The 13,810-nt window shown below is 67.9% G+C and carries 12 protein-coding genes, 1 pseudogene and 2 riboswitches; of the genes and pseudogenes, 4 read left to right on the forward strand and 9 right to left on the reverse strand.

Annotated features, from left to right (window positions below; genetic code table 11):
* The first annotated feature begins 70 nt into the window (after window positions 1-70).
* Window positions 71-283 carry a hypothetical protein gene (locus ACZK13_RS18730; protein ID WP_049400999.1) on the forward strand — a complete coding sequence of 71 codons (213 nt, stop codon included), beginning with the start codon at window positions 71-73 and terminating at the stop codon, window positions 281-283.
* Window positions 284-356: 73 nt separating this feature from the next.
* On the opposite strand, the pseudogene sppA reads toward ACZK13_RS18730, so the two are convergent.
* The 4 genes and pseudogenes from sppA to ACZK13_RS18750 form a co-directional block, all read right to left on the reverse strand.
* A pseudogene (gene sppA, locus ACZK13_RS18735) lies at window positions 357-2,280 on the reverse strand (signal peptide peptidase SppA).
* Between the two features lie 116 nt (window positions 2,281-2,396).
* Window positions 2,397-3,761 carry an MATE family efflux transporter gene (locus ACZK13_RS18740; protein WP_110713888.1) on the reverse strand — a complete coding sequence of 455 codons (1,365 nt, stop codon included), beginning with the start codon at window positions 3,759-3,761 and terminating at the stop codon, window positions 2,397-2,399.
* Window positions 3,762-4,000: 239 nt separating this feature from the next.
* Window positions 4,001-4,579 (reverse strand): DUF3106 domain-containing protein, encoded by a 579-nt coding sequence (locus ACZK13_RS18745; protein WP_049423404.1) that lies wholly within the window; start codon window positions 4,577-4,579, stop codon window positions 4,001-4,003.
* Complete coding sequence (locus tag ACZK13_RS18750) at window positions 4,572-5,576, reverse strand: hypothetical protein (RefSeq protein ID WP_032129681.1); 1,005 nt, start codon at window positions 5,574-5,576, stop codon at window positions 4,572-4,574. Before ACZK13_RS18750 ends, ACZK13_RS18745 begins: the two co-directional genes overlap by 8 nt.
* A 411-nt stretch (window positions 5,577-5,987) precedes the next feature.
* Here ACZK13_RS18750 and ACZK13_RS18755 point away from each other — a divergent pair, with 411 nt between their 5' ends.
* A complete protein-coding gene (locus ACZK13_RS18755; RefSeq protein ID WP_032129682.1) occupies window positions 5,988-8,165 on the forward strand; it encodes a primosomal protein N' in 2,178 nt (725 codons plus the stop codon).
* Window positions 8,166-8,359: 194 nt separating this feature from the next.
* Here the strand turns inward: ACZK13_RS18755 and ACZK13_RS18760 are convergent, their stop codons facing one another.
* Entirely contained in the window at window positions 8,360-8,980 is a 621-nt protein-coding gene (locus ACZK13_RS18760; protein ID WP_032129683.1) for a glutathione S-transferase family protein, read from the reverse strand.
* Between the two features lie 144 nt (window positions 8,981-9,124).
* Window positions 9,125-9,904 (reverse strand): NYN domain-containing protein, encoded by a 780-nt coding sequence (locus ACZK13_RS18765; RefSeq protein WP_010481148.1) that lies wholly within the window; start codon window positions 9,902-9,904, stop codon window positions 9,125-9,127.
* A 123-nt stretch (window positions 9,905-10,027) separates the two neighbouring features.
* Between ACZK13_RS18765 and ACZK13_RS18770 the strand changes: the two genes are divergently transcribed.
* Window positions 10,028-11,308, forward strand: coding sequence for an NAD(P)/FAD-dependent oxidoreductase (locus ACZK13_RS18770; RefSeq protein ID WP_478482054.1), 1,281 nt, complete (start codon window positions 10,028-10,030; stop codon window positions 11,306-11,308).
* A gap of 99 nt (window positions 11,309-11,407) precedes the next feature.
* Here ACZK13_RS18770 and ACZK13_RS18775 read toward each other — a convergent pair whose 3' ends face one another.
* From ACZK13_RS18775 to ACZK13_RS18785, 3 genes are all read right to left on the reverse strand, one after another.
* A complete protein-coding gene (locus tag ACZK13_RS18775) occupies window positions 11,408-11,845 on the reverse strand; it encodes a hypothetical protein (protein WP_121504292.1) in 438 nt (145 codons plus the stop codon).
* Between the two features lie 4 nt (window positions 11,846-11,849).
* Entirely contained in the window at window positions 11,850-12,281 is a 432-nt protein-coding gene (locus ACZK13_RS18780) for a nuclear transport factor 2 family protein (protein WP_293794626.1), read from the reverse strand.
* Window positions 12,282-12,352: 71 nt separating this feature from the next.
* Window positions 12,353-12,628, reverse strand: a complete 276-nt coding sequence (locus tag ACZK13_RS18785; RefSeq protein WP_032129686.1) for a GIY-YIG nuclease family protein — start codon at window positions 12,626-12,628, stop codon at window positions 12,353-12,355.
* A gap of 40 nt (window positions 12,629-12,668) precedes the next feature.
* A riboswitch (glycine riboswitch) is annotated at window positions 12,669-12,758 on the forward strand.
* 13 nt (window positions 12,759-12,771) lie between these two features.
* A riboswitch (glycine riboswitch) is annotated at window positions 12,772-12,877 on the forward strand.
* 81 nt (window positions 12,878-12,958) lie between these two features.
* Between ACZK13_RS18785 and ACZK13_RS18790 the strand changes: the two genes are divergently transcribed.
* Window positions 12,959-13,576, forward strand: coding sequence for a trimeric intracellular cation channel family protein (locus ACZK13_RS18790; RefSeq protein WP_005411215.1), 618 nt, complete (start codon window positions 12,959-12,961; stop codon window positions 13,574-13,576).
* The last annotated feature ends 234 nt before the right edge of the window (window positions 13,577-13,810 follow it).

Below are 13,810 nucleotides of genomic sequence, written 5' to 3' on the forward strand. Positions count from 1 at the left end.
GGATACGCGCTCACGGCCGCCCCCTGCCGAGGATGCGACACTGCCCGCACGCCCATCACGGAGTGCCGCCATGCGCATCCTGATCCTGTCCACGTCCCTGCTGGCCACCGCGCTGCTGGCGGGCTGCCAGCGCCCACCGGCGCCGAACCCGGAAAAGCCACCGGTGCCCCGGGCGATGTCGCGCGCAATCAACGAACCGCTGGACCGCGCCAAGGGCGTGCAGAAGACCGTGGACGATGCCGCCGCACGTGAGCGCAAGGCCGAGGCCGACGCGACGCAGTAACCCCGCAGACGAAAACGCCCGGCCGAGGCCGGGCGTTTCCAATAGATCCACGCCGTGCGTGGATGGCTTCCGATCAGAACCCGCAGAAGCAGTACGCCAGCGCCTTCACCGGCGTGCCGTTGCCCTTCTCGCGGGCCGCGTTCTCGACAAAGCGCAGCTGCGTATCCACTTCCGGCATCGTGCGCGCCAGCACCATCCGCGCCATGCCCGAGTCGGACAGCATCCAGGCACCTGCACGGCTGCCGGCGAAACCGCTGACGAACTGCGCGAACGGCGTTGCCGCCTTCTCGATGTAACGCACGCGGTAGGCATCAGCCTTGCCCAGCTTGGCGCGGCTGGCGGCATCGGCCACCGCATCCTTCAGGCCACCGAAGGCATCGACCAGGCCACGTTCCTTGGCCTGCGCACCGCTCCACACGCGTCCACGGGCCACTTCGTCGACGGCCTCGACCGGCTTCTTGCGGGCGTCGGCGACGCGGCCGGTGAAGTCGGCGTAACCCTTGTTGATCACCGACTGGATGACCTGGCCCACGGCCGGATCCATCGGGCGGGTGACATCGAACGCACCGGCGAAACGGGTGGTGCCGACACCGTCGGTGTGCACGCCGATCTTGTCCAGCGCGCGGCTGAAGTTCGGCACCATGCCGAAGATGCCGATCGAACCGGTGATGGTCGACGGATCGGCATAGATGCGATCGGCATTCATGCTGATCCAGTAGCCACCGGAGGCGGCCAGGTCGCCCATCGACACCACCACCGGCTTGCCAGCGGCCTGCAGGGCCACCACTTCGCGGCGGATCTGCTCGGAGGCGAACACTTCACCACCCGGCGAATCCACGCGCAGCACCACGGCCTTCACGTTCTCGTCGTCACGCGCGGCACGCAGCAGCGCCGAGGTCGATTCGCCACCGATGCGGCCGGCCGGCAGGTCGCCACCGCTGATTTCGCCGGCGGCCACCACCACCGCCACCTGCGGACGCGAGTCCACCGGGTTGCGGCGCGCATCGAGCTGGCCCAGGTAGCTGCCGAAGTCGACGTTGCGGAAACCACCGTCGGCATCTTCGTCGGCCACGCCGCGCTCGATCATCAGATCCTCGAATTCCTCGCGGGTCTTCAGCGACGTCACCAGCTTCTGCTGCAGGGCGAACTTGGCCAGGTCACCACCGGCGGCGGCGATGCCTTCCGGCAGCGTGTCGATGCCGGCGGCCAGCTGTGCTGGATCCAGGCGGCGGGCCTTGGCGATGTCGCCCAGGTAGCGCTGCCACACGTCGTTCATCCAGAACAGGTCGGCTTCCTTGGAGGCCGGCGAAGCGGCGTCGAGCACGTAGGGTTCGGCGGCGGACTTGTACTCGCCCACCTTGAACAGGTGCACGTCCACGCCCAGCTTGTCCTGCAGGCCAGTGCGGGAAGTACTGGCGGTAGCGGCCCAGGCCCTCGAGCACCACCGACCCCATCGGGTCCAGGTAGACCTCGTCGGCCTGTGCGGCCAGCAGGTACTGCGACTGGCCCATGCTCTCGCTGTAGGCCACCAGCTGCTTGCCGGACGCACGCAGGTCCTGCAGTGCCGCGGCCACTTCACGCAGCGAAGCGAAGCCCGACGGCTGCAGCTTGTCCAGCTCCAGCACCACGCGCTCGATCTTCTTGTCTTCCTTGGCCGACTCGATCACCCGCAGCAGGTCGCGCAGCTGGATCTCTTCGGCACCGTTGTCGCCCACCGCTTTGGCCAGTGCGCGGCTGACCGGGTCAGCGCTGAACTGCTCGACCAGGCGGCCTTCCGGCGCGATCACCAGGGTAGTGCGGTCCTGCAGCGATTTGCTGGCACCGGCGCCCATGCCGGCGGCGATGACGAACATCACCAGCAGCAGGAACAGCAGGCCGAAGAACACCAGGTTGAGGATCAACCGGCGGGTGAAGTTCATGACGTCCCACAGCCCGATGAAGAAACTGGCGACGGGGTTGCGACGCGCCGGGGGCAGCGGGGGCACGGGTTGATTCATGGAACGCTCCGGATGGCTTCTTGCCGTGGTGCCAGCATAGCCGGTGCCGTGTGATGCGGCATCGGACACAAGTCAGGGGATCGCCCGCCACGGGTCATCGCGGCGGGCGGGGCGGATCAGGACAGTGCCGACTGGCCGATGCGCAGGCTGCTGCGACGCAGGCGCCAGCCCATCAGGATGGCGGCGGCGGTCAGGCCGACGATCAGGCCGATCCACATGCCCTGCGGGCCCATGCCCAGGCCCAGGCCGAGCCCGGCGCCGAGCGGCATGCCCAGGCCCCAGTACGCGAACATGGCGATGAACATCGGCACGCGGGTGTCCTTCAGCCCGCGCAGCGCGCCGGCCGACAGCACCTGGATGCCATCCGGGAACTGGAAGGTGGCCGCGTACAGCAGCAGGGTGGAGGCCAGGCCGGCCACTGCCAGGTCGTTGGTGTAGACACCGACGATGGCGTCATGGCCGAACAGCAGCACCGCCGCCGACAGGGTCTGCGTACCCATGATGATCGCGTAGCCGGCCCAGGCCGCACGGCGTACGCCGAAGCCATCGCCACGGCCGACCGCATGGCCGACGCGCACGGTGGTGGCCTCGGCCACGCCCATCGGGATCATGAAGCACAGCTGGGCGACGTTGATCGCGATCTGGTGCGCGGCCGCTTCATTGGCACCAAGGCGGCCGATCAGCAGCGCGGTGACGATGAACAGGCCGCCCTCCATCAGCACGGTGATGCCGATCGGCAGGCCGGTGCGCAGCAGGTCCCAGATCGCCTTCCAGCGCGGTCCTTCGAAGTGCGAGAACAGCTGCAGGTGGGCAAAGCGCTTGGTGAACCACAGGTAGGTGGCGAAGGCGATCGCCTGCAGCCACATCATCACCGCCGAGGCGATGCCCAGGCCCTCGGCGCCCATTTCCGGGAAGCCGAGCTTGCCGTTGGCCAGCACGTAGCCCATCGGTGCCAGCACCAGCAGGCCACCGAAGCCGAGCAGCATGGTCGGCAGCGTCCAGTGCATGCCCTCGCTGAGATAGCGCATGCAGAAGTACAGGGTCAGCGCAGGTCCGCCCCAGCGCACCGCGTGCAGGAACGCGGTGGCCCCCGGCACGATGTCCGGTGCGATGCCGAACGCAGGCAGCAGCGGCGGCACCACGGTGAGGAAGGTGAACATGATCAGGCCCAGGCCCAGCGCCAGCCACAGTGCCTGGCGGAACAGCGGGCCGATCTCGCGCTCGCGGCCAGCGCCATGCAGCTGCGACACCGAGGCGGTGAGTGAGATCAGGGTGCCGATCGGGATCAGCATCGGCAGCCACAGCAGGGCGGTGCCGATGGTCACCGCGGCCAGGGTCGCCGTGGCGTGGTGGCCGGCAATGACATTGTCGACGAAGGAGATCAGACCGGTGGACACATGCCCGAGCACAAGCGGCAGGGCGAGCAGACCGGTAGCGCCGACTTCCTTGCTGAAGCGCGGCGTGGAGGTTGCAGTAGACATAAGGTGCTTGACGCGAACTACGGTTGCGCGCGAAGGGCACAGGCACCGGGTTGCGGGCCGCCATCTTACGCGCGCAGCGCACGCATTCCCATGACATGGCGTGAATGCTGGGTTCCGGCAGGCCCCGGCATCACGCGTTGCGATCGCGTTACGAACAGAAAAAGGGGACGGAGGGGATTAAGTCGTTTCAAGCCCGACTGTGCCGAATACGACTTAATCCCCTCCGTCCCCTTTTCTTTCTACTGCCCGGCCTGGCGCTTGAGCCAGGTATCGCGCTCGGCCGGCGGCACCGCGAGGAACGCGCCGCGGACCTTGTCGCGCTCCTGCGGTGGCGTGCGCTGTGCCACCAGGGTCAGTTGGGCCAGCTGCGCCGGGCTGAGCTGGCGCAGCACGGCCAGCGCGGCCTCGCGCTGTTCCGGCGGCACGAAGCCGAACAGGCCGTGCAGCTTGGGGAACTCCAGGCCCAGCTGCGGGCCCAGCCGCCAGCCTTCGCGGAAGGCCTGGTCCTGCGCCTGGAACTGCTGGCGCAGGCGCTGCTGCTGGTCGGCCGGCAACGCATTGAATCGCGCAGCGGCCTGTCGGATCCGCTCACGCTCGCCCTCCGGCAAAGCCCGCCATGCGGCGTAGTCGGCGCGGCGCTGGCGCTGCTGCTGGGCATCGAGCTGGGCGAACGCAGCGGGCGTCGTACCTGTGGTGGCCGGGGCCGCCGGTGAACTGCCCGGCACTGGCGGCGGCAGCGGCACGTTCAAAGTCTGCGGCGCGGCGGACAGCGACAACGGCAGGGCCAGCAGCAGGCTGGCGAATACGGTCTTATTCATCGGCAGCAGCGGTTTCCAGCGTGGCGCTGGCCGGCTCCGGCCGGCTCGGCTTGGATTGCGACTCGTCCACCGGCAGCGGGCCGCCCGCGGCGGTCCACGCATACAGATCGGCATCGGCCACCAGCGGATAGTCGCGGTCGGCCAGCATCGTGGCGTCGTCCGTCGCCTGCGCAGGGGTCGCGTCCGGCGTGGCATTGACCTTGCTCGGCGGCAGTGCTTCCACCGTGACGGGACCCGCCTCACCAACCACGCCTTCCGGCAGCGGTGCATCGCTGCCGAACGAATGTCCCTGCCAATGGCGCCAGCCCAGCGCGGCGGCCAGCAGTACCACCACGGTTATCAGCAGGATCAACGGACCGCGCCAGCGCGGCTTGGCATTGGCGCGGCGGCGCTTGCCAGTGGCTGCAGCCCGCTCGTCGCGCTGCGGGGTGCGCCAGCTGGAGGTCGGCGCTTCACTGCTGTTCGTCGGTGCGGCCGGCTGTTGCAGCTGCTGCAGGCGTTTGACGGGCAGATCGCGGATGCGCAGCTGCACCTGTTCGGCCAGCTGGCGCCAGGCCGAGGCGTCGGGCTGGCCGTGCGCGTCACGCGGGCAGGCATCGGCCAGCAGCTGCTGGTAGCCGGCTTCGTCCTGGTCGAGCACGCGCGTGGCGATACCTTCATCCAGGCTGCCGCCCACCCGCAGCAACAGCGCCAGGCGCGGCAACGGTCCCATCTGGCCCAAGGCGGCAAGCGGCGGCTCCCACTGGCCGCCCACCGGCTCACGCAGCGCCTGGCGCTGGCCCAGCAGGGTCCAGAAGCGGGTTGGCCACTGCGCCATCGGCAGGTCACTGGCGACCGCCGCAAACGCGCGCATCACCGCCACCAGGGTCTGTTCGGCCCGGGCAGCATCGCCGCACTGCAGTTCAGCCACCACCAGGGCGCGGCGTTCAACACCTCGCAGGAACGCCGACAGCGCACCGGCCGCGGTCGAGGAAACAGGGGCGGGCACAGCCGTCATCGATCACTCCAAAGGTCTGCCCGCATGATAGCGGCAGGCCATCGGCGCCCGTAGGACTTGCGCCCACAGGCACTTCGTGCTGCAGGTTGTGCACAGCACCACGCTGCCTGCGCAGGAAACTGTGGCATCCAGCTGAATTCACTCTGTTTCAGCATTGTTTCACACTTAAGTAATTGATTTTGATGGATTTTAAAGTATGGCGATTTTTTGACCAACCGGAGCGTGAGGCCGTCGCCATCGGCCTCCTGCGCGCCCGCCGACCGGTAACGCACAGCGTTATCCACAGAACATGTGGATAAGACTGAATCTCCAATGGACACCGATATTTAGGTGACATTTATGATTCAACGGGCGCCGTCCCGCCGCCGCCCCCCCGCCATTCGCGCGCGCATGGCCCGGTACACTGGCCCGATGCTTTCACCGATTCCGACCCTGCAGGTCGCCCTGCCCGTCCCCCTGCCCCGCCTGTTCGACTACCTGTCGCCGGAGGGCGTGGCCCCCACGGTTGCGGTCGGCTGCCGCCTGAAGGTGCCGTTCGGCAACCGTGAGCTGGTCGGTGTGGTGGTGGGACACGGCCAGACCGACGACGGCCAGGGACTCCGCCAGGCGTTGGCCTGGTGCGACCCGCAGCCGCTGCTGCAGGGTGAGCTGTGGCAGAGCCTGCAGTGGCTGGCGCGCTACACCCACGCGCCGTTGGGCGAAGTACTCAGCACCGCCCTGCCCGGCCCGCTGCGCCACGGCGAGGCCCTGCCCGACACCCATCACTGGGGCTGGCAACTGACACCCGAAGGCCATGCCCAGCGCGGGAAGCTGCGCGCCGGCAGCCGCCCGCGGCAGTTGGCCGAACTGCTGGCCGAGGCCGTGGTGGATGAAGACGTACTGGGCGAACGCATGGAGGACTGGCGCACCGCCGCACGCAGTCTGGCCAAGCGTGCACTGGCCGAGCGCGTGGCGATGACGGTGGCACCGCAGCATGCGCAGCCGCTGCCCGGGCCCACGCTCAACCCGGACCAGGCCGCGGCCGTGACTGCGATCAACGCCGCCGACGGCTTCCAGCCTTTCCTGCTGGATGGCGTGACCGGCAGCGGCAAGACCGAGGTCTACCTGCAGGCGATCATCCATTGCCTGGCACAGGGCAGGCAGGCGCTGGTGCTGGTGCCGGAAATCGGCCTGACTCCGCAGACCCTGGCACGCTTCCGCGGCCGCCTCGGCATCGCGGTGCATGCGCTGCATTCGGGCTTGAACGACAACGAGCGCGCTCGCGTCTGGGCAGCCGCCTCACGTGGTGAAGCACGGGTCATTGTCGGCACCCGCTCGGCAGTGTTCACGCCGCTGCCGCAGGCCGGTCTGCTGATCATCGACGAGGAACATGACGGCAGCTACAAGCAGCAGGACGGCATCCGCTACCACGCGCGCGATTTCGCCCTGGTGCGGGCCAAGGCCTTGGGCATCCCGGTGCTGCTGGGCAGTGCCACGCCCTCGCTGGAAACCCTGCACAACGCCTACGCTGGGCGCTACACCCACCTGCGCCTGAAGCAGCGTGCCGGCGATGCACGGCCACCGCGCGTGCGCATCCTCGATGTACGCAAACGGCCGCTGCATGACGGTCTGTCGGCCGACGTACTGGCCGGCATCGGCGAGCATCTGCAGCGGGGCCAGCAGGTGCTGGTGTTCAAGAACCGCCGTGGCTACGCACCGGTGCTGCTGTGCCATGACTGCGGCTGGACCGCGCCCTGCAACCGCTGCGATGCACCGATGACCGTGCATGGTGGCGGCCGTCGCCTGCAATGCCACCACTGCGGTGCGCGGCAACCGGCGCCGCTGGCATGCCCGGCCTGCGGCAGCCTGGCGCTGCAGCCACAGGGCATCGGTACCGAACGCCTGGAAGAGCACCTCACCGCCGCCTTCGCCGATTTTCCGGTGGTGCGCATCGACCGCGGCACCACCTCACGACGCGACGCACTGGAACAGCAGCTGGCGAGGCTGGGCGACCAACCCGGCATCCTGGTCGGCACGCAGATCCTGGCCAAGGGCCACGACCTGCCGAAGCTGACACTGGTGGTGGTGGTGGGCATCGACGAAGGTTTGTTCTCCGCGGACTTCCGCGCCAGTGAAAAACTGGCACAGCAGCTGATCCAGGTCGCTGGCCGCGCCGGCCGTGCACGCGATCCCGGCGAGGTCTGGCTGCAGACCCATCACCCCGGGCATCCGCTGCTGGAAACCCTGGTGAGCGGTGGCTACCACCCGTTCGCGCAGGCCGAGTTGAACCAGCGCCAGGCCGCCGGATTCCCGCCGTTCGCGCATCTGGCACTGATGCGCGCCGAGGCACAGCAGGTCGAGCATGCCAATGCGTTCCTGCTGGCGGCGCGGCAACTGCTGGGGGAACAGAATGTGGTCGAGGCCTACGGGCCGATGCCGGCGCCAATGCCGCGGCGTGCCGGTTACCAGCGCACGCAGCTGTTGCTGTCCGCGCTTCAGCGGCCACCGCTGCATGGCGTGCTGGCCCAGCTGGTGCCGCAGCTGTATGCGCTGCCGGAGGCACGCAAGGTGCGCTGGTCGCTGGATGTGGATCCGACGGATCTGTATTGAGGGCGCTGCCCAATGCTGCGTAGAGTCGAGCTTGCTCGACTGCCGTGCGCCAGAAACAGTCGAGCAAGCTCGACTCTACCGTCGGTCCGTATGGACCCGACGGATCTGTATTGAGGCAGACGAACGCTAGCGCCGGGCCATGCCCGGCGGTCCTCCGCATACCACGCTCGCCGGGCATGGCCCGGCGCTACCCCTCAGGTCAGCGGCGACATCACGCCGCGCTGGTAAGCCGGGCGTTCGCGCAGGCGGGCGTACCAGTCGGCCAGGTGCGGCAGTTCCGGGCGCTGGATGGGCAGTTCGAACCAGGCATAGATCAGCGAGCCCAGCGGGATGTCACCCATCGCGAACGTCTCGCCCGACAGCCACGGCTGTCTGGCCAACGTGGCATCGGCCATCGCCAGGTAGTCACCGGCACGCACGATGGCGGCATTGATGCGCGCTTCGTCGCGGTCGGCCGGGGCGGTGCGCATGATGCCCCAGATCAGGTCGGTGTACAGCGGCGCCATGCGCGAGGTGCTCCAGTCCATCCACTTCTCGGCCTGGGCGCGTTCCATCGGGTCTTCGGCGTACAGCGTGCCCAGCGCGTAGCGCGCACTCAGATAGCGCACGATGGCATTCGATTCCCACAGCGGCAGGCCATGGTCTTCGATCACCGGCACCAGGCTGTTGGGATTCATCGCCAGGTACTCCGGCGTCTGCGTGCCGCCATGGCTGCCACCAACCTCGATGGATTCATACGGCAGGCCGATCTCCTCGGCGCACCACAGCACCTTGCGGACGTTGCTGGAATTGCGGCGGCCCCAGATCTTCAACATGCGGGTTTTTCCTTGCTGGCAATGCGAGCGGCAACGATACGCCTGATCGGAGTGGAGATGTGCGTGCCGGATGCGGGATCTGGCATCTGGGGCTTGCCGGCCAGCGGCCGGCACTACCGGTTCTTTTCCGGCCAGCGGCCGGCACTACCGGTTTTTCTTCGGCAGCGCGCGCACGTAGGAGGACTTGCCGTCCTTCTTCAGCTCGAACAGCCCGATCGCTGCCAGCAGGTCACTGAGCTTGCCGTAACCGTAGTTGCGCGGATCGAACGAGGCCTGGTTGCCGATCTGGCTGCCGACCGGGCCAAGGTGCGACCAGCCATCCTCGCCCTCGGCCGAGGACACCGCACGGCGCAGCATCTTCACCAGCCGCGTATCGCTGCGCATTTCCGCACCGCTCTTGCGTGGCCGGGCATCGTCGTTGGCAACAGGCTCGTTCGATGCCTGTTCGCTGGACGCCTGTTCGGTATCCGGCACGCTGGCATGGGTCTGGCCCAGCGCTTCCAGATAGGTGAACTTCGAGCACGCGTTGACGAACGGCTCCGGGGTTTTCTTCTCGCCGAAGCCATAGACCTTCACACCGTCGGTCAGCAGGCGCATCACCATCGGGGTGAAATCGGCATCGCTGGACACGATGGCGAAGCCATCGAGATTGCGCGCGTACAGCAGGTCCATGGCATCGATCACCATCGCCATGTCCGAGGCATTCTTGCCCTTGCTGTAGGCGAACTGCTGGATCGGGCGGATCGCATATTCGTGCAGCACGGCCTCCCAACCCTTCAACCGCGGGCTCTTCCAGTTGCCATAGGCGCGGCGCACATTGGCCACGCCGTAGCGGGCGACTTCAGCCAGGACCTCGTCGATCTTCGAGGCCGGCGCATTGTCGGCGTCGATCAACAGGGCGATGCGCTTTTCCGGTTCGCTCATGGGCTCCTCACGGGCGGTTGCCTGAACCCGAGTATCGCCGATCCATGCCGGCGCTGACGTGACAGGGCGCCATCGTGCGAAGATGCCAGGCGCTTCCCCCAATGCCCCCACTGGAGTGAGTCGATGAGTCGCGAGCGCGTTCCCCACCTGGTTGTTGTCGGCGGCGGTTTTGCCGGTCTCTGGGCCACCCGTGCCCTGGCCCGCGAGCGCATACGCATCACCCTGGTCGACCGCCGCAACCACCATCTGTTCCAGCCGCTGCTGTACCAGGTGGCCACCGCCGGCCTGTCCGCCCCGGATATCGCCGCACCGCTGCGCCACATCCTCGGCCACCAGCGCAATGTGGAAGTCCGCCTCGGCGAAGTGGTGACCATCGACAAGCAGGCCCGGCAGATCCGCATGGCCGATGGCAGCACGCTGGACTACGACAGCCTGCTGCTGGCTACCGGCGCCACCCACGCCTACTTCGGCAACGACCAATGGGCCGATGATGCGCCCGGTCTGAAGACGCTGGACGATGCCATTGCGTTGCGCCGCAAGCTGCTGCTGGCGTTCGAGCGCGCAGAGGCGGAACCGGACCCGGCGAAGAAGGCCGCATGGCTGAGCTTTGCCGTGGTTGGTGGTGGACCTACCGGCGTCGAACTGGCCGGCACTCTGGCCGAGATCGCGCGGCATACGCTGCGCAACGAGTTCCGCCACATCGACCCAGCCAGCGCCAAGGTGCGGCTGGTCGAGGCCGGCCCACGCGTGTTGTCTTCGTTCCCGGAAGTGCTTTCGCTGAAGGCGCGCCGTCAGCTGGAAAAGCTGGGCGTGGAAGTACTGACCGGTACCCCGGTGAGCGACATCGACAGCCTGGGATTCAAGCTCGGTGATCAATTCGTGCCGGCACGCACCGTGGTGTGGGCCGCCGGTGTGGCCGCTTCACCACTGGCGCGCACGCTGGAGGTGCCACTGGACCGCGCCGGACGCGTGCAGGTGCAACCCGACCTCACCCTGCCCGGGCACCCCGAACTGTTCGTGGCCGGCGATCTGGCCGCGCTGAACCAGGCCAATGGCAAGCCGGTGCCCGGCGTCGCGCCCGCCGCCAAGCAGATGGGCAAGTACGTGGCCGAGGTGATCCGCGCGCGTCTGCATGGCAAGGCAGCACCGGGGCCGTTCAAGTACGCCGACTTCGGCAACCTGGCCACCATCGGCCGCATGGCCGCGATCGTGCACCTGGGCCGGCTGCAGCTTTCCGGCGTGCTGGCCTGGTGGTTCTGGCTGGCCGCGCACGTGTTCTTCCTGATCGGCTTCCGCAACCGCATCGTGGTGCTGCTGAACTGGGCCGTGGCGTACTGGAGCTACCAGCGCAGCGCGCGCATCATCTTCGGTGATGATCAGGAAGACCGGCGACCCCGACGGTAGTGCCGGCCGCTGGCCGGCTGCTGCGCGGTCGGATCCCTTTCCGCAGGAAAGGGCTCTGACCCCGTCAACACCATCCACGCATGGCGTGGATCTACCGGTTCATCGGGCCACCCGCCGTTTCGACCAGGTGCGGCAGAAATCCTCCTTCCTCGCGGCATCAGCAATCTGCGCGGTACTCCAATGCCGGGTGATCCAGATTGTCAGTGCGGTACTGCTGAGATGCCAGCGCAGCATGTCGTGCCTTGGCTGCCGCATCAGGTGGCGGCGTGCAACCCAGAACGCTTCGCGCTCGACATCAGTCGCCTTCTTCAACGCTTCAGGATCGAAGAACCGCGTCGTGAAGCTCCAGGGATTCATCGGCTGGTATCCCGCCCGCGGTTCGCTGCTGCACGCGGCCACACCGCTGGGCGTGCGGTCGGCCAAGTTCGGCCGGCCTTCCACCAGCGCCAACCCGAGCAGGTACAGCAGGCCAGGCAGCAGCGCGATGCCGGCGACCAGCATGACGACGCAGATCCATGCTTTGCCGGCGGCACGCATCGCTCTACTGCGCCTTTGGTTTCGCGTACCACAGTGCGTTGACGATGACCCAGCGCTGGTCGAAGCGCCCCATGTGGAAGTAGTCGACGAACCACGGGGTTTCCAGTCGCACCGAGGCGGCGTTGCCGGTCACGTCCAGCACCGTGCAGCGGCGGTCCCATTGATCCTTCGGGGTCTTCAACGCGCCCTGCTTCGTCAGCGCCACCAGTTCTTCCTTCGACATGCGGCGCAGGCCCAGGCGTTCGTCGGGCGTATCGCCGAGGACCGCGCGCTTGGCCAGGTCCGGGTGCAGGGAGCGGGCGACGCGCTGCGGGTCGGCTTCCAGCTGGCCGTCGACGTAATCGTGGCAGGTGGCTTCAATGGCCTCGAGGGTGGCCGGATCGGCAGTGGGGCTCGTTGCTGCGGAAAGAGCGAACAGCAGGGCAATCGTGGACATCCGGGGCTCCAGCTCTGGGCGCGGGGTGATCATGGCATGGGCCAAGTGGCCCATCCACGCATGGCGTGGATCTACAGAAGCGTCTCGGCCGGTTCCTGCAGCCAGGCCAGCTTGCGTTCGCGCGGCTGCTGCTTGAGTTGCCACTCGGCCCGCGAGGCGGCAGCCCGGTCCGGGTACTCGCGTACGGCCAGCACGCGCAGCGGCGGCCGCGCCCGGGTGTAACGCGCGCCCTTGCCGGCCTGGTGGGCAGCGAAACGCGCATCCACGTCGGTGCTGATGCCGGCGTAATAGCTGCCATCGCGGCATTCGAGCAGGTACAGGAACCAGGGTCGGAGGGACGGGGCCATGCCCGGATTATGCCGTGCTGCACTGCAGCGGATATACTGGCGCCCGAATGCAGGAGAGAGGCGCCGCGCTGGCGCCCGCCGAAGGCGCAGGCTCCCATGATCGCTCAGGCCGGTGGGCTGGAATCCCACCAACCATGCATTCGACTCGCCGAGCTGGAGAGAGGTCACCGGGCATGCCCGGCACGATCCGCCGAAGGGGCACGCGGCCCATGCCGCTGAACTCTCAGGCAAAAGGACAGCGGGAGCGGCACCGGCCATCGTCATCCCGTCATTGCGCAGGCAGTGGCGATAGTGGCGCATGGCCGGCCCACCGCGCCCGGAGCCTGCCCCATGCTGTTGTCCATCATCTACCTGATCGCCATTTCCGCCGAAGCCATGACCGGCGCGCTGTCCGCCGGCCGCCGCCGCATGGACCTGTTCGGCGTGGTCATGATCGCCTGCGTCACCGCCCTCGGAGGCGGTTCGCTGCGCGACATCCTGCTCGGCCACTACCCGCTGGGCTGGGTGAAGCATCCCGAGTACCTGGGCTTCACCGTGTGCGCGGCGCTGATCGCCACCTGGGTGGCGCGCTGGATGCACCACTTCCGCCGCACCTTCCTGGTGCTCGATGGCCTGGGCCTGATCGCCTTCACCCTGATCGGCTGCTCGATCGCGCGCGAGGCCGGCCATGCCATGCCGATCGTGCTGATCGCCGGCATGCTGACCGGCGCCTTCGGCGGCGTGCTGCGCGACATTCTCTGCAACGAGGTGCCGCTGATCTTCCAGAAGGAGCTGTACGCGATCATCGCGCTGCTGACCGGCGCGGCCTACCTGTTGCTGCTGCACTGGGGCGTGGCCGACGCCACCGCGATCCTGTGCTGCCTCGGCGGCGGCTTCGCGCTGCGCCTGCTGGCGATCCACTACCGCTGGGAAATGCCGAAGTTCGTCTATCACGACGAAGTGCATTGATTGTTTGTCGGTAGTGTCGGCCGCTGGCCGGCAACACGGCACACGCCCGCAGATTCCGGCAGGTTGCCGGCCAGCGGCCGGCACTACCGAATGCGTTGCATGACCATGGTCATACGGCATTGGCCGGGGTGATTGGCTACCATTGTCACCCCGTCGCTGCCGCGACGGCATCCAGCCACGCCGCGCCCGCGGCCCCGCCAGACAACTCCCTCCCCGCTGCCCGTGGTGCCGTGA

This window comes from Stenotrophomonas sp. 99219_Sma (genome assembly GCF_056480785.1).

What these genes read in the sequence shown, in the direction of transcription:
- ACZK13_RS18730 (WP_049400999.1), top strand. Translation starts at nt 71, where the DNA reads ATGCGCATCCTGATCCTGTCCACGTCCCTGCTGGCCACCGCGCTGCTG.
- ACZK13_RS18740 (WP_110713888.1), bottom strand. Translation starts at nt 3,761, where the DNA reads ATGTCTACTGCAACCTCCACGCCGCGCTTCAGCAAGGAAGTCGGCGCT.
- ACZK13_RS18745 (WP_049423404.1), bottom strand. Translation starts at nt 4,579, where the DNA reads ATGAATAAGACCGTATTCGCCAGCCTGCTGCTGGCCCTGCCGTTGTCG.
- ACZK13_RS18750 (WP_032129681.1), bottom strand. Translation starts at nt 5,576, where the DNA reads ATGACGGCTGTGCCCGCCCCTGTTTCCTCGACCGCGGCCGGTGCGCTG.
- ACZK13_RS18755 (WP_032129682.1), top strand. Translation starts at nt 5,988, where the DNA reads ATGCTTTCACCGATTCCGACCCTGCAGGTCGCCCTGCCCGTCCCCCTG.
- ACZK13_RS18760 (WP_032129683.1), bottom strand. Translation starts at nt 8,980, where the DNA reads ATGTTGAAGATCTGGGGCCGCCGCAATTCCAGCAACGTCCGCAAGGTG.
- ACZK13_RS18765 (WP_010481148.1), bottom strand. Translation starts at nt 9,904, where the DNA reads ATGAGCGAACCGGAAAAGCGCATCGCCCTGTTGATCGACGCCGACAAT.
- ACZK13_RS18770 (WP_478482054.1), top strand. Translation starts at nt 10,028, where the DNA reads ATGAGTCGCGAGCGCGTTCCCCACCTGGTTGTTGTCGGCGGCGGTTTT.
- ACZK13_RS18775 (WP_121504292.1), bottom strand. Translation starts at nt 11,845, where the DNA reads ATGCGTGCCGCCGGCAAAGCATGGATCTGCGTCGTCATGCTGGTCGCC.
- ACZK13_RS18780 (WP_293794626.1), bottom strand. Translation starts at nt 12,281, where the DNA reads ATGTCCACGATTGCCCTGCTGTTCGCTCTTTCCGCAGCAACGAGCCCC.
- ACZK13_RS18785 (WP_032129686.1), bottom strand. Translation starts at nt 12,628, where the DNA reads ATGGCCCCGTCCCTCCGACCCTGGTTCCTGTACCTGCTCGAATGCCGC.
- ACZK13_RS18790 (WP_005411215.1), top strand. Translation starts at nt 12,959, where the DNA reads ATGCTGTTGTCCATCATCTACCTGATCGCCATTTCCGCCGAAGCCATG.